The sequence below is a fragment of the Hymenobacter qilianensis genome, assembly GCF_014489555.1.
GTDB lineage: Bacteria > Bacteroidota > Bacteroidia > Cytophagales > Hymenobacteraceae > Hymenobacter > Hymenobacter qilianensis.
This window is the reverse complement of record NZ_CP060784.1, coordinates 3,588,335-3,613,799: the sequence shown is the minus strand read 5'-3', so window position 1 is coordinate 3,613,799 and position 25,465 is coordinate 3,588,335. Positions and strand designations below refer to the sequence as shown.

The following is a 25,465-nucleotide window of genomic DNA, read 5'->3' as shown; positions in this document are numbered from 1 at the left end:
ATGGCTACACCTTACTCAGCGAGCGTATATAGTCCTGAATGACTGGCAGCAAGAGGGGAATGGCAGCTTCAATGTACTCCCGGTCAGCGGGCGTCCAGGGCCGCGGGGCACCGAATACGCAGGGCTGCAAAATGCCCCACAGCTGCTGTTGCTCCGTGATGTGGGCGTGCACCAGGGCCCGGTGGCCGAAGGTGCGGCGCTCAAAGTCCTGGTTGAGCACGTCCGGCCCCGCCTGAGTGACATCTTCGACGTAAACCGAAGGCCGGGCAGCCAGCGCGGCCCGAAACAGCGGATCTTCCTGGGGCAAGTCGCCCGTATCATTCTGCCAGTCGTGGCGCGGATCGGGCACAGTAGCGTTCTTGCGCCACACAAAGGCAATGCGGCCGCGCCCCTGCGACGGGTCGCGCACGTACAGAAAGCACCGATCTACCAGCAAATGTGGCCCTACCAGATCGAGGGCGCGCTGCAGGCGCTCAGCCGGTGGGGTATTGGTTGCCAGCGCCGCCGCCAGTTCATGTTGTGATATCGTAGTCATGGGAGTAGAACGGCTGGGGACTTTGGAAGGTGAATAGGAAGGACTGACTGAAGATTGCACCTTAATATAAGTACGACTTTTTCTACCTCTGCTTTCACAAAAGTGCGCGTGATATATACCCGCTGAATAGCTGTAATCGGCAGCGACAGTACGGTGCAGGTATGTTGGCCGGTATTTCTTGTCTATCCTGCGGTAGTAGTGCATTCTCTGGGTTAAAAAATGCCCCCCAGACCACTGCAACGAGCCCTGCCTCCCTCGCCGGGCTTCGTTGGGATGTTGTCGGAGGAATGCAAAACAATCGGTTTTTTCTTCCGCTATCTGCCTCAAACTGCATGAGCCTTTCTTCTACGCTTTCCCGACTGCCCCTGCTGGCGTTGTTGCTGAACACTGCGCCCCTGCTGGCGCAAACCACCCCACCCAAAACCAACGACACCACCACGCCGCTGCACCTGCTCAAGCCTGATTACCCGATACCCTACGGGCAGGTGAAAGCCGAGGAAGTAAAGCAAGTGCTGGACCGTGTGTACAACTACCTGAACACCGCCACGCCCGCTGAGCTGGTCGATAAAAACACGAACGCGCCCATCACCGACCGGCGCAAATTCTCGCCCGACGCCATCATTCGCCCCGGCGACTTCCGCCTCACCAGCTACGAGTGGGGTGTAACGTATTCGGGCATGCTGCGGGCCAGCGAAACCACCGGCGACCCAAAGTACGCGGCCTATACTGTGAGCCGCCTGAAGTTTTTGAGCGAGCTAGGCCCCTACTTTAGTGCCTATCAGAAAACCAACCCCGAGGCCCCTACGCCCATGCGCTCAGTGCTGTATCCGAAAGCGTTGGACGATGCCGGCTCGCTGTGCGCCGCCATGATTAAAACCCAGCGCGCCAACACTTCGGCCGACCTGCGCCCCATGATTAACAACTTCATGGACTTCATCATGACCAAGGAGTTCCGCCTGGCCGACGGCACCCTGGCCCGCAACCGACCCCAGCCGAACACGCTCTGGCTCGACGATTTGTACATGAGCGTGCCGGCTTTGGCCCAGATGGGCAAGCTCACCGGCGAGCGGCGCTACTACGACGAGGCTGTGAAGCAAGTCACCCAATTTGCCCCCCGTATGTTCAATAAGTCGAAGGGCTGTATATGCACGGCTGGGTGCAGGAAATGAGCGTACATCCGGAGTTTCACTGGGCCCGCGCCAACGGCTGGGCACTGCTGACAAAAGTTGAATTGCTCGACGTGCTGCCCGCCGACCATCCCGGTCGCCCGGCCGTGTTGGAGCTGCTGCGCGCCCACGCCCGCGGCCTCGCCGCCCAACAAGCCGGCAGCGGCTTCTGGCACCAGCTCCTCGACCGCCCCGATTCCTACCTCGAAACCTCCGCCACCGCCATCTACGCCTACGCCATTGCCCACGCCATCAACCAAGGCTGGCTCGATGCCAAAGCCTACGGCCCCATGGCTCTATTGGCTTGGAACGCGGTCAGCACTAAAGTAAACGCCCAGGGACAGGTAGAAGGCACCTGCGTAGGCACCGGCATGGGCTTCGACCCCGCTTTCTACTACTACCGACCAGTGAATTTGTACGCTGCCCACGGCTACGGCCCGGTTCTGTTAGCTGGGGCTGAAACTATCCAGCTACTCAAGCAGCACCCGTATGGCATCAATGACAGCTCAGTGCAGACGTTGAAGTAGTTATAACTTGAGAAGCTGGAATGCTTTACTGATTTAATGAATCTTTACGGGCAGAACCAGTTACCGTAAAATGACTTACTTCTTAAATAGCATTTCGCTCTTCCGCATACTCCTATTACTTACAATAGCCTCTATCTGCACACAATGCAGACCAAATGTCAGCGATGAACAATTAAAAGCGGCAACACAAATGCAGGTTGACACGGCAACTGTCACTTCCTTTAATATAGAGCGAGACAATAGCCTCGAATTAGCTAATTGGTCAGTTTTTGAGTCTGGTCGGGAAGTAATTTGTGTACCTCCTAATTGGAAGGCACATTTGGTTAATCAAGATAGCGGCCAAGAATTAGTCCTGCTGCCGCCCAACAGTCTCGATAGTATTGAGCGCGTCACTTTTAGCCGCTTGATAAAGGACAACTCCTCTCTGGACTACCCTGCACTTGCCCAGGAATTGGCGAAGAGTGCCTTTCCAAATTTTCGCGTAGTCGAAGGTGATACACTGAAGAAATTGGTAATGCAAAAAGCTTTTGCCATCGAACGAAACGTGGGTCTATTTGCGCATGGTAAGACGTACAAGGGCTATTGCTTGGTGTATGTGAACGACAGTAAATTATATCAGTTTCGTATCCTTTTCGGTAAGGACCGGCTTAAGGATTACCGAGGTGACTTATTCCGAGACATCATTGGCAATCTACAGATTGATAAGAAGTACCTTGTGGATAACGACAACCCATTAAAGCAAGTAATCAATCTTCGCTAATACTCTTCTAGGCTATTCCATAGCTGACTAAGATTCACTTCACCGCCACATCCCACACCTTCGCCATACGGGATTTACCATCCGGTCCTTCCACGTTCAGGACGACGATGTACTTGCCGGCTTCCTTGTAGCGGTGCACCGGGCTTTGCTCCTTGGATGTGGTGCCGTCGCCAAAATCCCAGTGCCAGCGCTTAATGCTGCCGTGGCTTTCGTCCCTGAAGGTTACTTGTCGTTGCGCCATATCAGTCACGCTGAATGACCATTGGGCCTGTAGCTTCGGCTGGTATTTCTCGGCCAGCGGCAGGAGCGTAAAAATGGTCCCCAGGCTGGAATTGCCGTACATTTTGTGGTTTTTGGACAGGTTCCAGAAGCCTTTTTTACGCTCGTCGTTTACGTCGTCGTAGTCAATCACGGCCCAGGTGAGGCCGATTTTCTTGTTGTCGGTCAGCACCGATTCCACGGCTCGCGCGGGTCCTTCGGTTCCGGCGTAATCGAAAGGGGTAATCCAGAACTCGGCTACCAGCTTTCCGGGCTGGCCGGGCTTGAAGTCATAGGAATAAGCAATGTTGGCGTAGGGCAGCTCTTTAATCCAGGGCTGACTGCCCCAGGCCAGAGCCCAGTCTTTGCCCACGGCCGGCGTGAAAATGTGGTAGTTCTGGGCGTGCACGCCGTGAAAGTCAAAGTACCGCTCCATCAGCGGCAAGTTCTGGTTGGGGTGCTGCTCGGCAATGAGCGGGCCGCCGGATAAGTCACCGTCGACGATGATTTCGAACGTGTCGTTGTGCAGGCCGGGCAGCGTGAAGTCCCAGTAGTTGTCGTAGGCCTCATACAAGAAATAAAGCCGGTTCAGGCCCTTCACCCAGGCCACGCGCACTTTCACGTCTAGGTTGGTAGCGTCGGGCTTGGGGTAGCGCTTTGAGTCGTCCCACAGCTGGTCGGTGCCGACTACGTACTCGCTGGGGAAGCTGTCCCAATCATCAGTCTGACCATCAATGCGAGGAATCATGTTGGCCGGAAACTGGTAGACTTTGTAGCCCCGGTCTTCCTGGGCAAAAACCGGAGCTGCACTTGCCAGAGTAAGCGCACAAGTGCCAAAAATGATTTTTGAGACAATTTTCCAGAAGTCAAAAGCCTTCATATAGCGCACATCAATTGAACGTCATGCAGAGCGGCAGCGAAGCATCTCGCTCGCCATTAGAGTAGTAATTTCTCGTCAGCACGCGAGATGCTTCGCTGCCGCTCTGCATGACGTTCTTATTTACGAAAAGCCCCCCAGGCTTACTTATACTGCCGTTTCAGCCATTCCTCCGGCACTGGGATGATGCAGATATTCATGCTCTTGTTGTCATCGGATAGCATGGCTGATTGGATTTCGATTTTGGTGCCGTCGGGGCTCATGGTGGGGTGCGGGTGGTCGGCGGCGGTTTGTTTGTGGCCGGCGGAGAGCAGCAGCATTTCGCGGGTGTGCCGGTCGATCAGGTAGACGTTGCGGGCGAAGTCGTCGCCCACGGCCCAACGGCCATCGGGCGAGCCGCTTACGTGCCAGAGGCCGCTGCCGCTGGGTGTTTGACCGGCAATCACCACTTCCCGGGTGCGAAAGTTGACGATGGCCAGGCCAGTTGGTTTTTCGCGGGTGCCCGATGGCCCCCAAGCGGCTTCCTGGCCGGGATTGGCCCCGCTCACAGGCGTACCTGCGGCTACTTCTGTAGCGGCGGCCGGTATTTTACGGTGGCCCATAATGGCCATGGCCGTCTCATCTTTGGAAATAATAGCTTCGTGCGTCACCCATTCGTACTCCGATTCGGGGTACAGAGGGCGCAGCCCGGTGCCGTCAGCCAGCACCGTCCAGGTACGCTGGGGCGACTTGCCGCCGGTTTCCCAGCAAAAAACCAGCTCGCCGGGCACCCACGGATTGGTTTGAATATGCCCAATCTGAAACGGCACCGACACGACGTGCTTGATGGCGCCGGTCTTGATGTTCATGGCGGCAATGCCGGATGGCCCAGCGCCCATGTTGCGAGGGCCAAAATTGGGTTCCAGCTTCGTTTCGGGGGGCAAATGTCGGGCGGCTTCTTCCTTCCCTACGCGAAAGTAGGCCCAGGCTTCGTCGCCGTCGAGAGCCATGTCGCCACCGGCTTGTATGGCGGCGGGCGTGGTGCCGCACACGCGCTGGTAGGTCTTGGCCGACTTCACTTTACCGGCCTGGCTGTCGGCAAAGAGCTTAGCCAGATCCACCTCTACAATTTGCAGAGATGTTGGCGCTGGCGGGCCCGCTGCGGCATCTTTAGTGGGGGCAGACTTGCCGGGCGGACGGCGCATAAAGTAGAGCTTCATGGCATTGCGGGCCACATTCAGCATGCCCGTGTAGCCGCCTTCTGATACCTGCACCATGTCGCCGGTTTTCTCATTCACTGCCATGGCCTCCCCTTCCACCCGGCCGGAGCGAAAAATCAGCCACTGCCCATCGGAAGTCCACTGGTTGTGGGTGGGGTAAATCTTGGAGTCGCCGGCCGGGGTGCTGGTCAGGAAAGTGAGCATGGTGCCTGTCACGGGGTCTTTCACCACCTTGCGCTCCGAGGGAAAGCGCCGGCCAATCTGGGCCTGAGCCGCGTCGGTGAGCAAAACAGCGCAGCTGAGAAAGGCGAGCGTAACATACGTTTTCATAGTTGGGGGGCAAATTTTACGTTACAATGCCTTCGATTTTACGTGGCGCAGCTTCTGATTTTTCAGATGCTCACTGTCTGCAATCGTCAGGTTGCTCACGTCGCTAAGGACCAGCGTGGGGGCCGTGGGGGGCTTTTGGGTCGTTACGTTTCGCAGCGTGGCCCCCTGCACATCGGTGAGCAGAAGGACAGGTCGCGTTTCCTGACCCAGAAACTTCACGCTTACATTGCTCAGCTCGATGTTCTTCACATGCCGAATGAAAAAGCCGTAGGCAGGTATCACCCCAAATTTTTGGGGCTCCGGGTAGTCCTTTTCATGCTCCGGCACAACCTTTTGTATAGCGCTGGCATCAGCTGCTTCCAAAAGCTTGTACCAGATGTTGATGTTGCTGAGCCGGACATCCTCGATGGGGTGGCCCGGCAGACCGCTGATGAGCGTGGCGAAGCGCGAATCAGCGTTGTACACGTTCACGTTGCTGATGTTGATGCGGCGCAACTTGCCAATCTCGGTGCCGGCCGGGGCCCGCAGCCGCCCGCCCAGCCGCAGGAAAATGGGCGCGTTGATGATGTCGCGCATGGTGATGTTGCTTATGGTCACGTCTTCTAGCAGACCACCATCTACGGTTTCCAGCGCCAGCCCCCGGCAGTACTCAAACACGCAGTTGCTGATGGCAATATTCTTAAAGCCCCCGTTCGACTCGGTGCCGAACTTGATGCGGCCGGTAGGGCCTTCCTTGTCAGGCACTAGGTGCGCTTCTTTGCGCTGGCAGGTGCCGTTAAGCAACGTGCCCCGGTCGTAGCCGCTGACCTGGCAGTTGGTGATCGTGACGTTTTCGGTAGCCCGGGCGTAGCCCAGCGCAAACGAGCTTTTCAGGCAGATAGCATCATCCCAGGGCGAGTTGATGGTGCAGTTAGAAATGCGCACGTTTCGGCAGCAGTCAATATCCAGCGCGTCGCGGTTGGTGTCAATCTTCAGATTATCAATGGTGAGGTTGTCGACGCCTGTGGCCAGAAGCGCAAAATGCCCCCCAAGCAGCATCGTGAAATCTTTCAAAATAACATTGCGGCAGAGCTTCAGGGCAATGGCTTTATTGCCCACCGGCGCCCGGTGCGGCCCTTCCCGCGTCAGGCCGTGGCCGTAAATGGTGCCGGGGCCGAGAATGGAAATATCGGTCAGGTTTTCGCCCCAGATGAGGCTGTTGTGCCAGTGGCTGTGCCCAAAATCCTGGAAGCTGTTGCCCGCGCCCGGCTCCGGCGCGTCGTAGCCGATTTCGCCTACCGGCGTGGCGGCCAGCAGCGTTGCTCCCTGATCCAGATAAAGCGAAATGCGGCTTTGCAGCCGGATAGAATAGCTGCGGTAAGTGCCGGCCGGAAAGTACACCGTGCCCCCGCCCGCCTTGGCGGCCGCCTCTATGGTTTTGTTTATCGCGTCGGTATCGAGGGTGGCGCTGTCGCCTTTGGCTCCGTAGTCGCGAATGTTAAAATTGCCCCCCGGCGCAGCAACCGATTGCAGACTGATAGCCAGAAGCCCCAGGAGCAGAAAAACGTAGCGCAGAACCATGTTGTGAGGATTGGCACAGCCGCATGTACCCTTAAGTATACCTCTGGTGCGGCGCAGGCGAGTGTGGGACGTTAGGCGAGAAAAGCATTTGCAAGTGTAAGGAGCAGTAATTCCCCGCCCCGACTCTCCTGTACTGTTATGATAAATCGGAACCTGACCTGCTTTCGAACCGGCATTGCTTGTGCTTCAGGATCGGGGCGCGGCTCTGCGCAGTAAGCTGGCAGGACTACTAGCCAAATTTGCCCCCCACGATGTCTAAAACGCTGATAATTGGGTTCCTTCCCTAAATTATTGTAACCTTACTTGCCTTACCTCGCGTCCCTACTCCTTTCCTGCATGAAGCACGTTACACGCAATTCTTTCGAACTTCTCATCATCGGCTTGCTGGCCCTCCACGGACCGGCAGCGCTTGCCCAGCAAGCCGCCCCGGCCACCAAAGCCGCCGCCAAGCCCACCGGCTCGCTGGCCGCGCAGGTCAAAGGCATGCAGAAGTTCGACGGCTACTTTCCTTTCTATTACGACCAGAAAACGGGCAAAATTTTCCTGGAAGTTGAGCGGTTCGACCAGGAGTTTTTGTACTTCGGCTCCCTGGCCAGCAGCGTGGGCAAAGGCATTGAGCGGGGCCAGAGCAGCTCGGCCATTGCCAAGTTTATTCGGGTGGGGGGCAAAATCCTGCTCATCGAGCCCAACTACGACTACCGGGCCGTGACCGACAACGCCGACGAGCAGCGCGCAGTAGATAATGCCTTTGCTAAGTCCGTTATCTGGGGATTCGCGCCGGTGGCCACGGAAGGCTCGAAAGTGCTGATCGACCTCACGCCTTTTCTGGTGCGCGACAGCCAGAAAATTGCTGAAGGGCTGGGCAGCCGCGGGTATCAGGGGCCCGGCTCCAGTTTGATGGGCGGCCCCGGCACCGGGCAACCCATCCCCTACAAAGTCGACGAGTCGCGCTCGGCTGTGTACCTGGAAAACACGCGCAACTTCCCCAAGAACACGGAGTTCGAGGCCATGATTACGTTTACGAGCACGCCCGGCCGCGGCGCCGACTACTCCATTGCGCCCGACCCGAACGCCGTGACCGTGCAGATGCACCAAGCTTTCATTGAGCTACCCGAAAAGGGATTTCGCCCCCGCAAGTTTGACCCCCGCTCCGGCTTCCAGGACTTTAGCTACCTGGACTTTGCCGCCCCCATGAGTCAGCCGCTGGCGCAGCGCTTCATTGTGCGGCACCGCCTCGAAAAGAAGGACCCCACGGCCGCCGTCAGCGAAGCCGTGAAGCCTATTGTGTACTACGTCGATCGGGGAGCGCCGGCGTCCATCAAAAAAGCCCTGCTGGATGGTGGCGCGTGGTGGAATCAGGCCTTTGAGGCAGCTGGCTACAAGGATGCCTTCCAGATAAAAGAGCTGCCGGTGGGCGCCGACCCTATGGACATCCGCTACAATATGGTCAACTGGATCAACCGGTCGGGCGTGCCGCGGGCCTATTCGTACGGGGCCAATTACGTGGACCCGCGCACGGGTGAAATCATCAAAGGCATCGTGTCATTGGGCGCCGACCGGCACCGGCAAGACTACCTTATTGCTGAGGGCTTATTGCAGCCCTACGAAGATGGCAAGCCCGTATCCGACAAAATGGAGCAGATGGCTTTGGCTCGTATTCGCCAGCTGTCGGCCCACGAAATCGGTCATACGCTCGGGCTGCACCACAACTTTACCGCCAGCACCAAAGACCGCGCTTCGGTGATGGATTATCCGTTTCCGCGATTCAGTCTGCAGCCCGACGGCACCCTCGACTTATCGCAGGCCTACGCCGTGGGCATCGGCAGCTGGGACAAGCGCGCCATAACATGGGGATACGCCGATTTCCCCAAGGGCACCGACGAAAACCAGGCGCTCGAGCGCATCATGCAGGAGACTTTGCAGCAGGGCCACCGCTTCATCCCCGACATTGGTGGCTACGCGCACCCGGCCGCCAACCAGTGGGAAGACGGCACCGACCCAATTGCTCAGCTAGCCACGCTGATGAAAGTGCGCCGCCACGTGCTCGACCAGTTTTCTGAAAAAGCCATCCGCTCCGAGGCGCCCATGGCTACGCTGGAAGAAGTGCTGGTGCCCATGTATCTGCTCCACCGCTACCAGGTAGAAGCTGTGGCCAAATCGCTTGGGGGGCAATTTTTCACTCACGCCGTGAAAAACGATGGTCAGGCTCCGACCCAGATGGTGGACCCGGCCGTGCAGTGGCAGGCGTTTGAGGCGCTGCTAACCACTGTCACGCCGGCCGCGCTACAGCTGCCTGAGGCGCTGATTGCCAAAATTCCGCCCCGGCCATCGGGCTACCCCAAGACGCTGGAAACCTTTGCGGGCTACACCGGCCCCACCTTCGATCCGCTGGCTGCCGCCGAAGCCGCCGCCGGCCCAACTATCGCCTCCCTGCTCAACCCGCAGCGCGCCGCGCGCCTTATCGAATACCAGGCCCGCGACAGTCGGCAGCCTGGGTTCCTGCCCGTAGTTGAGCGGTTGGTGGATCGTACCTGGCGCGCCAAGCCCGAAACCGGCTACGCCGGCGCGCTCCAAACGGTGGTCAACAACCTGACCCTGAAGTACCTGCTACAGCTCGCGGCCGACAACCGAGCCTCCGCCAGCGTGCGCGGACAGGCCTTGCTGGCCATAGACGACTTACAACAGTGGATGCGCAAGGAAGCCAAGCGGGGCAAAGGGCCGCAGCAAGCCAACCTGCTTTTTGGCTTGTCGCAGATCGAGCAGTTCCGCGCCGACCCAAAGTCGTTCACCGCCCCACCGGCGGCAGAAATGCCCCCGGAGCTCCCATCGGCATGCCATCCATGAGCTTTCTGGATTAGTTGTCCGTCGAATCCTACGCCGGGTTCCAGCTTATTTTCCTTAGAAAGGTTGCAGGTTTATGCCTGAAATACCTTTGCACAAACGAGGCGCGTAGCTGGTATTTTTATTTTTGAGTTATGCTTGGGTAGCGTCCGGACGTTTATCCGTTACGTACCACTTCCTTTAGTATCTTCTGTTGGCTTCCCTGACGTTGCTTTTCACTCTGCTATGTCTTTCTCTGACCGCCCTTCCCTGGAAGTGGAAAACCAAGCCCTTCGGGCCGAAATAGCGCTCCTGAAGGCCCAGCGCGTCGTCCAGGCCGAGTATCAGGCCCTGGCTGAGGCCTACCAGCACAGCCAGGTGCGCTTCCGCAGTGTGTTTGAAGCCTCCCCGCTAGGCCAGAAAATCATTGGCCCCGATTTAACTATCCGCCAGGCCAACCCGGCCATTGCGGCTATGCTGGGTCTCAAGAGCCCCGAGGAGCTGCTGGACCGGGTTATCCTGGACTTCGTTCACCCTCACTATAAAGCCGACTGGAACCGCCTGCGCGAAGCCTTATGGTCTCACCACCTGCCCTCCTATGTGCTCGAAAGCTACTTTATACGGGCTAATGGTCTCCACTTTTGGTGCCGGGTAACCTCCGTCCTGTTCACCGAGGACGGGCAAGACTGGGGCTACACGACCCTGGAAGACATCACGGCCCGCAAACACCTCGAAGCGCAGCAGCTGCAGCAGCAACAGCAGGTACAGGCCGCCAACGAGGAGTTGGCCGTGGTCAACGAAGAGCTGCGCATCACTAACGAAGAGCTGCTGGAGGCCAATACCCTACTAGAGCAGACCAATGCGGAGCTCGACAGCTTTGTCTACGCCGCCTCCCACGATCTGAAAGCGCCCATCGTGAATCTGGAAAGCTTGGTGCTGACCTTAACCCAGGAACTGGCCCCCGCGGCCCAGCAAGCGGGTCAGGTACCGGGCATCCTGGAGATGATGAAGCAGGCGATTGAGCGCTTTCGCCATACGCTCAACAGCCTGACCGAAATCGGGACCATGAAGGAGGAAGTCACCCACTCGCGGCAAGTCGTCAGATTAGCGGCCGTGGTCGAGGACGTGCGCCAAGACCTGCAGCCCCTACTCACCACCTCGGGCGGCCAGATCGAGGTAGACCTTGCGGGTGAGCCCTCCTTGGTCTTCTCGGAAAAGAACCTGCGCAGCCTGATCTTCAACCTGGTCAGCAACGGCCTCAAGTACCGCCACCCCGACCGCCCTCCCCTGGTGCGGGTGAGCAGCCAGCGCACCGAGGGCCAGATAGTGCTGCGCGTGCAGGACAATGGTCTGGGCCTAGATACGGCGCAGCAGGGGCAGCTCTTTACCTTATTCCGGCGCTTGCATACCCACGTGGAAGGCTCGGGCGTGGGCCTGTACCTGGTCAAAAAAATCGTGGACCAGGCCGGGGGCAGCATCCGGGTGGAAAGCCAGCCGGGCCAGGGCTCCACCTTTATCGTGGCGTTGCCCAGCAAGGGCGTGAAGTAGTGCTAGCTGTTAAAGTGCTATGAATCCGACCAGGCGAATGACAATGGGGAGTGGTAACTCGATGGCTTTTTCTGCGAAAGCTTGGCAGCATTCCCGAGAGGAAAATAACAGCATTGGAACCAATACACCCGGGACCTTTGTATACATGAACAAATGATCATACATTTGAAGCGCCATATGACACCCACTACCGCGCCCACTGACTTAAATCTGACCACCGAAAAGATGGAGAAGGTGGCCTTCATCCTCAAGACCACGGCCCACCCTACCCGCATTGCCATTGTGCAGCTGCTCTCGGGTCAGGAGAGCCTCTCGGTTACTGATATCAGCGAAAAGCTGAGCGTGGAGCAAAGCCTGCTTTCCCACCACCTGACGGGCATGAAGCTCAAGGGCATTCTGAGCAGCACCCGCGACGGCAAAAACATCTTTTATTCGCTGAAAATGCGCGAAGTAGTGGACGTGATTCAGTGCCTGGCCAGCTGCACGTTCCTGTAATCGGAGCCGGCCTTTTTTTGACCATATACATGAACATCTTTTCATAATTACATACATTCACATAAGCTCGCATGTTACACCTCGTCGGCTACTTCGCGGCCATCTTTATCGGCCTTTCCCTGGGCATTATGGGCGGGGGCGGCTCCATTCTCACCGTGCCGGTGCTGGTGTATCTGATGGGCGTGAGCCCGGTGCTGAGCACGGCCTACTCCCTGTTTGTGGTGGGCTCTACCTCGGTGGTGGGCGCCTCGGGCTACTTCCGCAAGGGCCTGGTGTCCATTCCCACGGCCCTGGTGTTTCTGGCCACTTCGCTGGTGTCGGTATTTATGACCCGCAAGTACCTGATGCCCGCCATTCCGCACGAGTTGTTTACGGTGGGCAGCATTGCCTTCACCAAAGATCTGCTGGTACTAGTGGCCTTTGCCGTGCTCATGGTAGTGGCCGCCGCTTCCATGATCCGCAGCAAGCAGGCCGAGGAAATCCTGGACGACGACATGCACCACAAGCACCGCGTGAACTACCCGCTCATCCTGGCAGTGGGCGCTGTAGTGGGCGTACTCACGGGCTTTGTGGGCGCGGGCGGCGGCTTTCTGATTATTCCCGCCCTGGTGCTGTTTGCCCGCCTGCCCATGAAAACAGCGGTGGGCACCTCCCTGGTCATCATTGCCGTCAACTCCCTCATCGGGTTCACCGGGGATTTGAGCGCCGGCACCCCCATTGCCTGGCCTTTTTTGCTCGGCTTCCTGGCCTTCGCTGTGGGGGGTATTGTGCTGGGCACCTTCCTGGCCCGCTACATCCCGGGCGCCAAGCTCAAGCCGGCTTTCGGCTGGTTTACTCTGGCCATGGGTGCCTTTATTCTGCTGCGCGAACTGGTTTTTACCACCTAAGCTCAATTCTGGCTGCTTTTTGGATTCCCCCTCATTTCCTGCCATCACCGCTTTTTCATCTGCTTTCCTCACCTCCCAACTACTCCTATTATGAAAATCGAACAGTTTGAAGACAAGGGCCTGGCCCACTTCTCCTATGCTATTCTCAGTGAGTGCGCCCGCGAAATCGTGCTCATTGACCCCGCGCGTGACCCGCAGCCCTATTACGACTACGCGAAGGCGAATGAGGCCCGGATTGTCAGCGTCATTGAAACCCACCCTCACGCCGATTTTGTCTCTTCCCACCTGGAAATTGCCCAGCAAACTGGCGCCATCATCCGGGTGAGCAAGCTGCTGGGAGCCGATTATGCATTTGAGGCCTTCGATGAAGGCGACTCGTTCACGGTAGGCAAGCTGACTTTCCGGGCTCTGAATACGCCCGGTCACTCCCCCGACTCTATCAGCATTGTGCTCAGCCGCGAAGGCCAGGATGTGGCCGTGTTTACCGGCGATACCCTGTTCATCGGCGACGTGGGCCGCCCCGACCTGCGCGAAAAGGCCGGCAACATTATGGCCAAGCGCGAAGAGCTGGCCAAGCAGATGTACCACAGTCTGCGCGAAAAGCTGATGACGCTCGCCGATGACGTGCTGGTGTACCCGGCCCACGGCGCGGGCTCGCTTTGCGGCAAAGCTTTGAGCGGGGCCAACAGCAGCACCATCGGGGCCGAGAAAATCGGCAACTATGCCCTGCGGCCCTTAACCGAGGAGGCATTTGTGCAGGAGCTGCTGGCTGATCAGCCCTTCATTCCCAAGTACTTCGGCTACGATGTGGCCCTGAATAAAGCCGGTGCCCCGGCCTATGCGCTCAGCGTGCAGCAGGTACCACGCCTTGCCGCCGACGTTCAACCGGAGCCCGGCGTGCTGGTGGTGGACACCCGCCCCGAAGCCGAGTTCAAGCAAGGCCACACGGCCGGTGCCCTCAATATTCAGCTGGGGGGCAAATTTGAAACCTGGCTGGGTTCCATTGTCGGCCCCGAGGAGAAGTTTTACCTGGTAGCAGCCGATGAGGCGGCCCGGGAAGACCTGATTCAGAAAACCGCCAAAATCGGCTACGAAGCCCTGATAAAGGGTGCGCTGGTGGGCACGCCTGCCAACGATGAAACCCTGCCGAAGCTGGACGTGGAGCAGTTCCGCCAGCACCCGGAAGCCTACACCATCGTGGACATCCGCAATGCCTCCGAAGCCCAGGCCGAGCCGCTGTTTGACGGCGCCCTGAACATTCCGCTGCCGGAGCTGCGCGAGCGGGTGCAGGAAATCCCGGCCGGGAAGCCCGTCGTGGTGCACTGCGCCGGCGGCTACCGCTCGGCCGCCGGGGCCAGCATCGTGGCGCCGGCCCTGCCGGGCACGAAGGTGCTGGACTTAAACGAGGCCGTAAAGTCCTTCCAGACCGCAGCCGCGGCCCACTAATTCTGCCAGCGTGAGCTGCCGTCCGGCCCGGCGGGGCGGCAGCCTGCTTCCTGCACTTAACCCTTCTAACCTACCCCAGCCATGTTCGGTCTATTTAATTCAACTTCGAAAGCCTACCAAAACCTAAAACCGGCCGAGTTTGCCGCCGGCTTGCGCCAGCCCGGCGCGCTGCTGCTGGACGTGCGCCGGCCTGATGAGTTTGCCGCCGGCCACCTGCCCGGGGCCGTCAATCTCGACGTGACCAGCCCTGAGTTTGCCCGGCGCGTGGCCGCGCTGGATAAAGCTCAGCCCACTTACGTGTACTGCCGCAGCGGAGCCCGCTCCGCCACGGCCGCCGCCCAGCTTACCGGCGCCGGATTTACGACCGTCGCTAACCTGCTGGGCGGCGTCATGGACTGGCCCGAGAAGCTGGTTCGCTAGCCCCCGGCTCCTTGCCCGCCGGCCTGACAGCCCATGCCGCAGGCCACTTTTTTCCCTGTTTTTCTTTTGATTTTTCTGCTTTATGCTTGAGTTACTTCGCCAGCCTTGGCCCTGGTACGTGGCCGGCCCCTGATCGGGCTGACCGTCCCCGCGTTGCTGCTCATCGGCAACAAAGCCCTGGGTATCAGCTCCTCGCTGCGCCACGTGTGCGCTGCCTGCGTGCCCGCGGGCATTCCCTTTCTGACTTATAATTGGCGTGCCGAAATCTGGAACCTGTTTTTTGTGCTCGGCATTGCGGTGGGGGGCTTTTTAGGCTACCAGGTGCTGGGCCACCCCGATACCATTGCCATTTCGGCCGAAACGGTCCGCGACCTGAAAGCCCAGATGGGCCTGACGGACTTCTCGGGCTTATTACCCAAAGAGCTGTTTGCCCTGGAAAACTTGGCCAACTGGAAAGGCTGGGTGTTTCTGGTGCTGGGGGGCTTTTTGGTCGGCTTCGGCACCCGCTACGCCGGGGGCTGCACCTCGGGCCACGCCATCTCGGGCCTCTCCAACCTGCAGTGGGTGTCGCTAGTCGCCGTCATCGGCTTCTTTATCGGTGGCCTGCTCATGACCTGGGTGTTTTACCCGTTGCTGTTTTAACCTCCCCCTCCATGAAAAATCTGAAATAACTGGTGCTGGGCGTCTTGTTCGGCCTCATCCTGACCAAAAGCGAAGTCATCAGCTGGTGGCGCATCCAGGAGATGTTCCGCTTCCAGAGCTTTCACCTGTACGGCATCATCGGCTCGGCCATTCTGGTGGGCCTGGTGTCCATTCAGCTTATCAAGCGCAACCACGTGAAAAGCCTCAACGGGGAGCCCATCGCCATTGCTGATAAAAAGTACAACCACGGCACCTGGATTGGCGGCATCATCTTCGGGCTGGGCTGGGCCCTGACCGGCGCCTGCCCCGGCCCGCTGTTCGCGCAGCTGGGCAGTGGGGTGGCCGGTGCGGCGGTGCTGATTCTGGCCGCCCTGGCCGGCACCTGGACCTACAGCGCCCTGCGCGAAAAGCTGCCGCATTAACTTGGTCTGGCCGCGGCCGCCTGCCTCCGACCCGCGTCGGGCTTTCCTGCTTTATCTCCTTTCAAGTGCCCCATGTCTCCTCGACTCGGCTTGCGCGAAAACTGGCAACAATTTATCCTCCTGTTTTTAGTGAATGCCAGTTAGGGCGGCATGGTAGGGCTGGAACGCACAATTCTGCCCCAGCTGGCCGAGCAGGAAGTTCATTTGGTGGCCCGTTCGGCTATTCTGTCCTTCATCGTGGTGTTTTGGCTGACTGACCAAAGCCACCGCAATAAGGTATCTATAACAACCGTTTCTCTTACGCACCTAATCACGTGGCACTTCACTTCGCCAATCGGTCCGCTTGTCTGGATAGCGATAGCCCCGATTTACCAAGTAGGCAATGGCTAAGATTAGCATAAACCCAATGACAAGAACAAGCCCTAACCTTAGCCGATAGCTTAGCCGCTTATGTCGTCTTGTTAAAGGATGGTCACTGAATTTTGCTCTCATATGGTTAAGCTAAAGGAAGGCAGACGACTAACTCATATCACTAAACAAATATAATATATAATTCATATCATAGGATGACTTATTATCTAACCCTTCTTACACCTTATAGCAGTACTTATTGATGACGGGAGCTTTCCTATTAAATCCTCTTTCATAAAACTGCAGTTGATTAAGTTTGGATAAACTTTCTTCAACTTGCGGTCTTTTACCCTCCTCTAGTATGCACTGCATGCCTGCGGCAGGCTTGTTTTACATACCACCCATAAATTAGGCTATACTATCGGTAAACGCCTTACAGGTGACTAAGAGACTCTAAAACGAGCCATTTACACTTTTACTTCGTATAGGGAGCTGCCCTTTTTGCTACGACGCCGACAAACCACTACAGTGACCCCTGTCCCGTATAATTCTACTTCGCTGCTTGCCCCAATCCGAAGGAGTTTATGCTCCTTAATGGTATTCCTAGTATGTTTTTTGGTATTGCCAGCGCTGCAGAGCAGAGCGCAAGTCAAGATAATGCTCTTAGGCGACTCGATTACCCACGGAACCCCGGAGCACACTACATATCGTCGTCCTCTGTGGCTCAAGTTGCAGGAGGAGAAGTATGACGTCGATTTTGTGGGTTCTAAAAACACGAATGAGGGAGGGGCTACTATCTTCCAGGACTTTGACCCCAACCATGACGGAGCCTCGGGCCTGCGAGCGGATGAATTGCTCCCCTATATCCCGGAATGGGCGGCTTACGCTCAGCCTGACATTGTGCTCCTCCATGCTGGTACCAATGACCTTTTAGGTACCTCTAGTGTGGAGGATACCCGCGACGATATAGGCAAACTGATTGATGCGTTGCGCGCGGTTAACCCGAAGGTGAGTGTACTTGTAGCTCAGGTATTACCAACCGATCTTACAAACAATGACGTTCAAAATAAGATACCTGCGTTTAACGCCTTGCTTCCGGCCTTAGCAAGCGCGAAAACCACAGATGAGTCGTCGATAATTATCGTCGATCATTATACAGGTTTCGGTTCAGAGGACCTTTACGATAAGCTGCATCCAAACGAGCAAGGGGAGGAAAAAATGGCAGAGCGCTGGCTAGCAGCCTTAAAATCCAACGCGCTGCTAGGGCGGCCGCTACCAGTTAGCCTAGTCCAATTTGACGCTCGGGCGGTGCCGGATGGCATACAGCTGCAGTGGGTCACGGCCAGCGAGCAGAATAATGCTGGGTTCACAATTGAACGGAGCACGACGGGAACTGAATTTGCTGCCGTAGGGCAAGTAGTAGGCCGGGGTACTACTGCTAGTCGAAGTAGCTATTCCTTTTTAGATGCTACTGCGCTTACCCATCCAAAAATTTATTACCGCCTGCGCCAAACCGATACCAATGGGGTCGTTAGATTCTCCGGCGTCGTAACGGTCTCGCCGATTCATCAGTCTGAATTAACTGTTAGTCCGGTCCCGGCGGACCGAATAATAACGGTGAGCGGTATTGTTAGCCAAACGCCGATTACTATCTGGAACGGACGCGGTCAAGTGGTCGACCGTCAGGTGGCCGAGGGTACGCAGATCACGCTCGATATCTCCCAGCTTAGTCAGGGGCTTTACTACCTTCAGGCAGGAACCAGGCGTGTGCGCTTCATTAAACACTGACCGGGCGAAACCAGAGCCGGTAGCAGATTAAGTAGAAATACCAGGAAGTCCGAATTATACATTTTTTAGTGATTCGTTCAGCCTACTTTTGCATCTTTACGAATCGTCCTGTAGCATTCTCTACTGCAGTACTCCCTATTTCCCGAACATATTATTATTAATGTTGCTTAGTCACATCTTATTTTTTACCCCGCCTTGACGCGGTAGGCTCCTGTAAAGGGAGCCTGTTATTTAATACCGGCTAGCTAGGCGTTCCTGGTGGCCCTGCTTTGCCGTGCCTGCGGGCGTAGGCAGTTAAAAGCTTTATTCTATTACCTGTTTGAATTTCATACTTGGTGCAGCTCCAGCAGCCGTGCCTTGACTGGCTATGCTTTTTAATTCCTTTGAGTTCCTCGTTTTTTTCGTGGTTGTCACCACCCTGTACTACATCCTTCCCCACCGTCATCGATGGTGGCTGTTGCTAGGAGCCAGTTGCGGGTTTTATATGGCCTTTATTCCGGCCTACATCCTGATTCTGTTTTTCACCATTCTCATCGACTATGTAGCAGGTATACAGATTGCAAAGGCTACCGGACCGCGGCGCAAGCAATTTCTTATCCTTAGCTTAATAGCTAACCTGGGGGTGTTGGCCATCTTCAAGTACTACAATTTCTTTCTCGATAACGTGGGGGCCCTGCTCGACTCGCTTCACGTCACGCAATATGAGCTGCCCTACTTAGGCATTATCCTGCCCATTGGCTTGTCGTTTCACACGTTTCAGGCCATGAGCTACACCATTGAAGTGTATCGGGGCAACTTTCCGGCGGAGCGTCATCTGGGCCTGTACTCGTTGTACGTCATGTTCTATCCTCAGCTCGTGGCCGGGCCAATTGAGCGGCCCCAGAACGTGCTGCCGCAGTTTCACGAGGAAAAGCACTTCGACTTCAATGAGGTGGTGATGGGCTTACAACGTATACTGTGGGGCTTGTTCAAGAAAGTAGTGGTCGGGGATGTGCTGGCCGGGTACGTCAACTCAGTTTATAATAATTATGAAATGCACTCCGGGTGGTCCTTGCTGCTGGCTACCTATGCCTTTGCCATCCAGATCTACTGCGACTTCTCCGGCTATTCCGACATTGCCTTGGGCTCGGCGCAGGTAATGGGGTTTAAGCTAATGGAGAATTTCCGCCTACCGTACTTTGCCAAGAGCGTCACCGAGTTCTGGCGGCGCTGGCATATTTCCCTTTCTACCTGGCTGCGCGACTACTTGTATATCTCGCTAGGGGCAGTCGGTTGGGCAAAATCTTTACCTACCGCAACCTCATGCTAACCATGCTGCTGGGAGGATTATGGCACGGAGCCTCTTGGAATTTCGTCATCTGGGGTTTTCTCAATGGCTTGTATTTGAGCGTAGAAAAACTTCTCGGCGTACGTGTTGGCGAGCCGCTAAGCTGGCCTGTTAAACTCCTGCGGGTGCTCCTCACCTTCCACCTTATTTGCCTGACCTGGGTGTTTTTTCGCGCGACTACCTTTGAGCAAGCATGGTATGTCGTGACCCACGTGACGGAGGTGCTGCACACGGCGCCACCCGCGCTAGACCTGGAAAAGCTGGGCACGTTTATGCCTCGCGTAGCCGTGCTGCTGCTGCTCGAATATGCCTTCCTCCGCCGCCACGATTTTCACTTGCTGGCTCCGACGAACGGGTGGGCCAAGCCGCTGGCTGTGTCCCTGGGGCTGGTCGTTGTGCTCTTGTGCTTCGGTGTCAGCTCTGGGGGCAATTTATTTATTTTCAGTTTTAACCTCCTCGTCTACTCGTTATGAAGAACTTCACCATCTTCTTTTTGCTCTTTATGGGGGGCTTTTTTCGCTGGATCGCGGCGGCGCGTGGCTGCTGGATAATCTGTACGAGCGGGTCCGCAACGGCCAGCGAGGAGGCCTAGTCAATACCTACCTGGACTTGCTTCCGCCCCCCATCGTATTGATGGGCGACTCGCGGCTGGTGTCTAATATCTGCCCTGATAGTCTGGGCCCGGGCACGTTCAGCCTTGGCCATCATGGCACCACGCAGATTTTTCATACGGCCCTGCTGAGTGTCCTGCGGCAAAAGCAAAAGCTGCCCCGCACGATTCTGCTGCACGTCGATCTGGATGAGTATCTGCGTCCCAGCTACCCGGAAGACATTCAGTATCTGAAGTATTACTATGGGCAAAACCCGCTTGTGACGGCCTATACCAACGAATGGACGTGGCTGGCGCCGCTGAAGTTCAGCTTTGCGCTGTACCGCCATAACAGCAACGTGGCGAGCCTCGCCAAGAACTACGTGAGCAGTAAGCCCGATGCGCCTCTTAATCAAGGCTATGAGCCAGAAACGCCCTCACCTCAGGATAGCGCACGCACGCTCTATGCGCTGGAAAAGCTTAACGCGGAACCTCCCTACCTCAATAGGGCCCATCTGCGGTATCTAAGCGAGTTTATTGCCATTTGCAAACAGGAGCAGATAGAGTTGATTTGCTTTACCGCCACCTATTATCAGCGGCCGCGCCATCTGGCGGCCACTTCCGCCCTGGTTGATTCTGTGCTGCGGGCTGAATCTATTCTCTATATCAACTATGCCCAACAGCCCATTGCCGAGCTTTCCAACAACCTGCGGTACTGGCACGATGCGACGCATTTAAACGCGCGGGGTATTCCGCTGCATAGTCAGGATCTGGCCCGCCGGGTGGCCGAGGTGCGAGCCCGGAAGCCGCTGCTCTAAATGCCCATCATTCAAAAATAAACTGTCAGAGTCATCCTTCGAAGTGTTAGCCTGATTGGGTTCGCTTGACATTCACCTCCAGGCACTTCTTCTCTGCTTATGCCCCTGCATCACGCCTCCATTTTTCAGCTTACTCCGCCCTGAAGTTTGGCTTTAGATATTCTTCTCCCTGCTTTCAACTGAAAGCAGACAGATTTCCTTTTGTCCATTCTCAGTGCGTTTTATGCAACAAGTACTTCAATACTTCACTCAGTACCAAATAAATTTTAAGAATGAAATTCTCTCGGGCCTCACAGTAGCCCTGGCCTTGATTCCGGAGGCGGTGGCCTTCTCCCTCATTGCGGGAGTACCGCCTTTGGTGGGCTTATATGCCGCCTTTGTGATGGGGCTCGTTACCTCCCTGCTAGGTGGCCGGCCAGGCATGATTTCCGGGGCGACGGGGGCAGTTGCCGTGGTGTTGGTAGCTCTGGCCAAAAGCCACGGGGTAGAGTACATTTTCGCCACCGTTGTGCTGGCCGGTATTCTGCAGATACTGGCCGGAGTGTTTCGGCTGGGCAAGTTCATTCGCCTGGTGCCGCACTCGGTGATGTTTGGCTTCGTCAATGGGCTGGCCATTGTTATTTTCCTGTCCCAGATCGTGCAGTTTCAGACGATGGACGCTGCTGGGGTAAGCCACTGGCTAACGGGAACGCCCTTACTTACTATGCTGTGGCTCGTGGGTCTCACCATAGCCATTATCGTAGGGTTGCCGCGCCTGACGAAGGCCGTTCCAGCTTCTCTGGCTGCTATTTTGGTGGTGTCGGCGCTGGTTATCGGCTTGGGTATTGATACCAAAACCGTCGGAGATATTGCCTCCATTAAAGGCGGCTTTCCGCCCTTCCATATTCCAGCTGTGCCGTTCAATCTGCAAACGCTGGCGCTGATTTTCCCCTATGCGGCCATCGTGGCAGGTGTGGGCCTGATTGAAAGCCTGCTCACCCTGAACCTTATTGACGAAATCACGGAAACGAGGGGCCGCACCAACAAAGAGTGCGTGGCGCAGGGCGTAGCCAATATTACTTCGGGCTTCTTTTTTGGAATGGGCGGCTGCGCGATGATTGGCCAGAGTCTGATCAACATTTCGTCGGGTGCCCGCGCCCGCCTTTCCGGCATTGTGGCGGCAGTTATGCTGCTGGTTTTCATCATGTTCGGGGCTTCTTTTATTGAGCGGGTACCCATGGCCGCCCTCACGGGCCTGATGATTATGGTATCAGTGGGCACGTTTGAGTGGGCCTCGCTGAAGACGTTTGGTAAGATGCCCGCCTCCGATGTACTGGTGATGGTGCTGGTGACGGGCATTACCGTAGCCCTGCACAACCTGGCCCTGGCCGTGCTCATCGGCGTTATCATTGCTGCCTTGGTCTTTGCCTGGGAAAACGCCACCCGCATCCGGGCGCGCAAGTACAACGATGAAGCCGGTGTAAAGCACTATGAGCTGTTCGGGCCGCTGTTCTTTGGCTCGGTGCAAACCTTCAGCGAGAAGTTTGATGTACAGAACGACCCCTCGGAAGTCGTCATCGACTTCAAAGAAAGCCGGGTGGCCGATATGTCGGCCATTGAAGCTTTAAACAAACTGACGGAGCGCTACCACCGGGCCGGCAAGAAGGTGCACCTGCGTCACCTGAGTCCTGATTGTCGGAAGCTGCTGGACAATGCCAGATCCATCATTGACGTCAATGTTATGGAAGACCCGATCTACACGGTGGCGGGGGCCAACCAGACGTACTAACCGGCCCGTATCATGATTCCCGAGATTCCCCGCTAGCAGCAGTATCTGTTGCTGGCGGGCGCCGGACTGGCCATCGTCACGAGTCTAAGTCTGCGGTCGACGGGCGACACCTTGAGTGAAAGCTTTGTCCCGTTATTTCTGCCGGTAGTGTTGTGGTGGCCCCAGCCGGGAGGCTACTTCAAGCGCCTGTATTGGTGGCAGATGGTGCTCTTCCTGATGGGAGCCGAATTAGGACTACTGATCGTTACTCAACTGCATCTTCCGGGTTAAGCAAAAGGGCGTAAACTGCTTGCAGGAGACATAGTGTAGATATGGAGGGCTTTTTTGCCCAGTTTCAGCCTCAATTGTTATGCTGAAAAAGCCCCCCAGGCATCGTATGGGCCGCGCGGCAAGAGGCTGCGAACGTCTCCCCTTCTACCGGATAGGTAAAACAATAGTAAAAGCTACGTTACACCCGAATTGGCGGCAACGACCAGCTTTTCTTCACGGCCAGTAGTCGAAAGCCCGTAATCACGCCAACCGACACCAGAAAAGTAACGGTTGGGTCTATTTGCAGCCTGAGGGCCAAAACATACAGAAGTGCGCCTGTCAGGCAGGGAGTAGCATACAATTGTCGCTCAAATACCAAGGGAACCTCATTGGCGAGCGTATCGCGGATAACGCCGCCAAACAGTGCCGAAACGATACCCAGCAAAACCGCCGCCCACGGATTCACGCCCGCGTGCAGGGCTTTCTCCAGGCCCAGAATAGTGAAAATTCCGATTCCGAGGGTATCGAACACCAGCAAGGGGCGTTGCAGGATGCCCAACCACCAGCGGCGGCAAACAATGGCAATCAGGGCGCTGGCCAGAATGACTATCAGGTAGTTGGCGTCACTGATCCAAGTCACCGGGTAGGCGTGGATGATGACGTCGCGCAGGGTGCCTCCGCCAACCGCGGTTACAAACGCGAAGATGAACAGGGTGAGAATATCGTGGTCTTTCTTTTTATGCAAAGCGGCTAACGTACCGGATATGGCGAATACGCCGGTTCCGATCAAATCCGTCACATAGATTACATTCATGGAAGTCATTCCGGGGTGATGAGTTGGTAAGATCGGGCGAGGGCGGTGAAGGCCGCCACCTGTTGCTGCTCCCACTGGGCGTCGCGGCCTAGTTCTTCAGCCAGCAGGGCTGCCACTACGGGGGCGCAGTGCACGGCCGCGGCGGCGTCGAGAAAAAGTACGCGTACGCGGCGGGCCAGCACATCCTCAACGGTGCGGGCCAGCTCATAGCGGGCAGCCCACACCACTTGTACCTGTTGGAATGGCAGCTCCGGCGCCAAGCGCTGCCCCAGCGCTGGCCGCTCTTCCAGGAGGCGCTGCAAGGCGGGCCGGTCGCGGCCGTAGCCGGCGAGGTGGTGGGTGTGGTCGGGCGTAGCCTGGGAGCCGTGAATGGCCAGCTGGGCCGTGCGGCTGGGTTGCGGGGGCAAATTTCCCACCACAATGGCCTGATCTACCGCGTCCTGGCCCATGCGGCGATAGGTGGTCCACTTGCCGCCGCTGATGGTAATCAGGCCCGCGGCAGAAACCAGAATCTGGTGCTTACGCGAGAGGTCTTTGGTGGGGGTGGCGCCGGCCGCGGCGGCCAGGGGGCGCAGGCCCGCGAATACGCTCCGCACGTCGTGGCGCCCGGGCGGGCGCGCCAGATAACGGCCAGCGGTGCGCAGGATAAACTCGATTTCGGCTTCCAGGGCCTGCGGCTCCCAGCTGGGCTCTTTCAGGGGCGTATCCGTCGTTCCCAGCACCACTCGTCCCTGCCAAGGCACGGCAAACAGCACGCGGCCGTCATCGGTTTTGGGAATCAGCAGGGCATCGCTGCCGGGCAAAAACGACTGGTCCACTACGAGGTGCACGCCCTGGCTGGGCTGCACCAGCGGGTGCGTGCCAGGTGTGTCAAGCTGCCGGATCTCATCGATGAAAATGCCGGTAGCGTTGATTACGACGTTTCCCCGCAACTCGTAGGGGCGGCCGGTTTCTTCGTCGGTGGCCTGCACGCCGCACACGCGGCCCTGCGCATTTTTTAGCAGCCCGCGCACAGCCATGTAGTTGAGCACTGTGCCGCCCATCTCGATGGCCGTCTGGGCCAGGTTTACGGCCAGGCGGGCGTCGTCAAACTGCCCGTCGTGGTAGCGCACGCCGCCACGCAGGCCCTGCGAGCGTACATTACCCAGGCGTTGCAGCGTTTCGGCCCGGCTCAGGTATTCCGACGGTCCCAGGCTGCGCGAGCCGGCCAGCCAGTCGTAGAGCTTCAGGCCCACGGTGTAGAAGGCCGCATCGAACCAGGAGTAGACGGGAATAAGAAAAGCTTGATTGGTAACCAGGTGGGGGGCATTTTGGAGCAACAGGCCCCGCTCCATGAGTGCTTCGCGCACCAGCCCCACGTCGCCCTGGGCCAGATAGCGCACGCCGCCATGTACCAGCTTAGTGCTGCGGCTGCTCGTGCCCTTGGCAAAGTCCACCCGCTCGAGCAGCAGCGTTCGGTAGCCCCGGCTGAGCCCGTCCAGGGCTACGCCCAGGCCCGTAGCTCCGCCCCAATGACGATCAAATCCCAGTTGGGCTGGCCGGCGAGCTGGGTGAGCAGAGTGGAGCGGTGAAACACCGTAGCGTCAGAGGGAGGAGGCATGGCATTGGGTTACGCGGACAAAGCTTGACAGCAGAAGGAAAAAGCCCCCACTCGGAATGCGGCCACCGATGGGTATAAGGCAGCAGGTTGCCTCTGCATTTAAAAGCTCCAAGTAAGCGCCGACCTACTTCGCCGCCACCGTTTTTACTTGCAGCATGGCGCCCGGCTGTCTTTTCCTCCGCGTACTGCCTCCTACCTGGTTATGTATTCCAATACCTCCCGCGTTTGCTAGTTTAGCTTTCGGTCTCTGCTAGCAGCTGGGGGCTTTT

The 25,465-nt window shown here is 57.2% G+C and carries 21 protein-coding genes and 2 pseudogenes; 17 read left to right on the top strand and 6 right to left on the bottom strand.

Going from position 1 to position 25,465, the window contains the following annotated elements; translation table 11 throughout:
• Positions 1-4: 4 nt before the first annotated feature.
• On the bottom strand, positions 5-535 hold the full coding sequence (locus H9L05_RS16255) for a GAF domain-containing protein (protein WP_187731818.1): 531 nt from the start codon (positions 533-535) through the stop codon (positions 5-7).
• Positions 536-867: 332 nt separating this feature from the next.
• On the opposite strand from H9L05_RS16255, the pseudogene H9L05_RS16250 reads away from it, so the two are divergent.
• Positions 868-2,228 (top strand): annotated as a pseudogene (locus H9L05_RS16250) (glycoside hydrolase family 88/105 protein).
• Between the two features lie 70 nt (positions 2,229-2,298).
• A complete protein-coding gene (locus H9L05_RS16245) occupies positions 2,299-2,988 on the top strand; it encodes a hypothetical protein (RefSeq protein WP_187731817.1) in 690 nt (229 codons plus the stop codon).
• 34 nt (positions 2,989-3,022) lie between these two features.
• Here H9L05_RS16245 and H9L05_RS16240 read toward each other — a convergent pair whose 3' ends face one another.
• The 3 genes from H9L05_RS16240 to H9L05_RS16230 form a co-directional block, all read right to left on the bottom strand.
• The gene (locus tag H9L05_RS16240) at positions 3,023-4,126 is read right to left on the bottom strand and encodes a PKD domain-containing protein (protein WP_187731816.1); all 1,104 of its coding nucleotides are present in this window, start codon (positions 4,124-4,126) and stop codon (positions 3,023-3,025) included.
• A 140-nt stretch (positions 4,127-4,266) separates the two neighbouring features.
• Positions 4,267-5,652 carry a TolB-like translocation protein gene (locus H9L05_RS16235; RefSeq protein ID WP_187731815.1) on the bottom strand — a complete coding sequence of 462 codons (1,386 nt, stop codon included), beginning with the start codon at positions 5,650-5,652 and terminating at the stop codon, positions 4,267-4,269.
• A gap of 21 nt (positions 5,653-5,673) precedes the next feature.
• Entirely contained in the window at positions 5,674-7,212 is a 1,539-nt protein-coding gene (locus tag H9L05_RS16230) for a rhamnogalacturonidase (protein WP_187731814.1), read from the bottom strand.
• Positions 7,213-7,548: 336 nt separating this feature from the next.
• Between H9L05_RS16230 and H9L05_RS16225 the strand changes: the two genes are divergently transcribed.
• The 15 genes and pseudogenes from H9L05_RS16225 (at position 7,549) to H9L05_RS16160 (ending at position 22,803) form a co-directional block, all read left to right on the top strand.
• Positions 7,549-10,056, top strand: a complete 2,508-nt coding sequence (locus tag H9L05_RS16225) for a zinc-dependent metalloprotease (RefSeq protein ID WP_223284511.1) — start codon at positions 7,549-7,551, stop codon at positions 10,054-10,056.
• Positions 10,057-10,278: 222 nt separating this feature from the next.
• The gene (locus H9L05_RS16220; RefSeq protein ID WP_187731813.1) at positions 10,279-11,580 is read left to right on the top strand and encodes a sensor histidine kinase; all 1,302 of its coding nucleotides are present in this window, start codon (positions 10,279-10,281) and stop codon (positions 11,578-11,580) included.
• A gap of 177 nt (positions 11,581-11,757) precedes the next feature.
• Entirely contained in the window at positions 11,758-12,075 is a 318-nt protein-coding gene (locus tag H9L05_RS16215; RefSeq protein WP_223284510.1) for an ArsR/SmtB family transcription factor, read from the top strand.
• Between the two features lie 71 nt (positions 12,076-12,146).
• Positions 12,147-12,962 carry a sulfite exporter TauE/SafE family protein gene (locus tag H9L05_RS16210; RefSeq protein ID WP_187731812.1) on the top strand — a complete coding sequence of 272 codons (816 nt, stop codon included), beginning with the start codon at positions 12,147-12,149 and terminating at the stop codon, positions 12,960-12,962.
• A 90-nt stretch (positions 12,963-13,052) separates the two neighbouring features.
• Positions 13,053-14,408: a rhodanese-like domain-containing protein gene (locus H9L05_RS16205; RefSeq protein WP_187731811.1), complete on the top strand. Its 1,356-nt coding sequence runs from the start codon at positions 13,053-13,055 to the stop codon at positions 14,406-14,408.
• Between the two features lie 81 nt (positions 14,409-14,489).
• A complete protein-coding gene (locus H9L05_RS16200; RefSeq protein ID WP_187731810.1) occupies positions 14,490-14,828 on the top strand; it encodes a rhodanese-like domain-containing protein in 339 nt (112 codons plus the stop codon).
• Between the two features lie 82 nt (positions 14,829-14,910).
• A pseudogene (locus H9L05_RS16195) lies at positions 14,911-15,470 on the top strand (YeeE/YedE family protein).
• Positions 15,471-15,502: 32 nt separating this feature from the next.
• The gene (locus H9L05_RS16190) at positions 15,503-15,892 is read left to right on the top strand and encodes a DUF6691 family protein (protein WP_308422031.1); all 390 of its coding nucleotides are present in this window, start codon (positions 15,503-15,505) and stop codon (positions 15,890-15,892) included.
• Positions 15,893-16,042: 150 nt separating this feature from the next.
• Positions 16,043-16,282 (top strand): hypothetical protein, encoded by a 240-nt coding sequence (locus tag H9L05_RS26335; protein WP_187731809.1) that lies wholly within the window; start codon positions 16,043-16,045, stop codon positions 16,280-16,282.
• 555 nt (positions 16,283-16,837) lie between these two features.
• Entirely contained in the window at positions 16,838-18,031 is a 1,194-nt protein-coding gene (locus tag H9L05_RS16180) for a GDSL-type esterase/lipase family protein (protein WP_187731808.1), read from the top strand.
• Between the two features lie 367 nt (positions 18,032-18,398).
• The gene (locus H9L05_RS25180; RefSeq protein ID WP_262892556.1) at positions 18,399-19,340 is read left to right on the top strand and encodes an MBOAT family O-acyltransferase; all 942 of its coding nucleotides are present in this window, start codon (positions 18,399-18,401) and stop codon (positions 19,338-19,340) included.
• Positions 19,334-19,831, top strand: coding sequence for an MBOAT family O-acyltransferase (locus H9L05_RS25175; RefSeq protein WP_262892555.1), 498 nt, complete (start codon positions 19,334-19,336; stop codon positions 19,829-19,831). Before H9L05_RS25180 ends, H9L05_RS25175 begins: the two co-directional genes overlap by 7 nt.
• 136 nt (positions 19,832-19,967) lie before the next feature.
• On the top strand, positions 19,968-20,765 hold the full coding sequence (locus H9L05_RS16170) for a hypothetical protein (protein ID WP_187731807.1): 798 nt from the start codon (positions 19,968-19,970) through the stop codon (positions 20,763-20,765).
• 223 nt (positions 20,766-20,988) lie between these two features.
• The gene (locus H9L05_RS16165) at positions 20,989-22,533 is read left to right on the top strand and encodes a SulP family inorganic anion transporter (protein WP_187731806.1); all 1,545 of its coding nucleotides are present in this window, start codon (positions 20,989-20,991) and stop codon (positions 22,531-22,533) included.
• A 48-nt stretch (positions 22,534-22,581) separates the two neighbouring features.
• The gene (locus H9L05_RS16160) at positions 22,582-22,803 is read left to right on the top strand and encodes a hypothetical protein (RefSeq protein WP_187731805.1); all 222 of its coding nucleotides are present in this window, start codon (positions 22,582-22,584) and stop codon (positions 22,801-22,803) included.
• Positions 22,804-22,981: 178 nt separating this feature from the next.
• Here H9L05_RS16160 and H9L05_RS16155 read toward each other — a convergent pair whose 3' ends face one another.
• Positions 22,982-23,596 (bottom strand): trimeric intracellular cation channel family protein, encoded by a 615-nt coding sequence (locus H9L05_RS16155; RefSeq protein ID WP_187731804.1) that lies wholly within the window; start codon positions 23,594-23,596, stop codon positions 22,982-22,984.
• A 5-nt stretch (positions 23,597-23,601) separates the two neighbouring features.
• Positions 23,602-25,077 (bottom strand): glycerol-3-phosphate dehydrogenase/oxidase, encoded by a 1,476-nt coding sequence (locus H9L05_RS16150; protein WP_317175195.1) that lies wholly within the window; start codon positions 25,075-25,077, stop codon positions 23,602-23,604.
• Positions 25,078-25,465 lie beyond the last annotated feature (388 nt).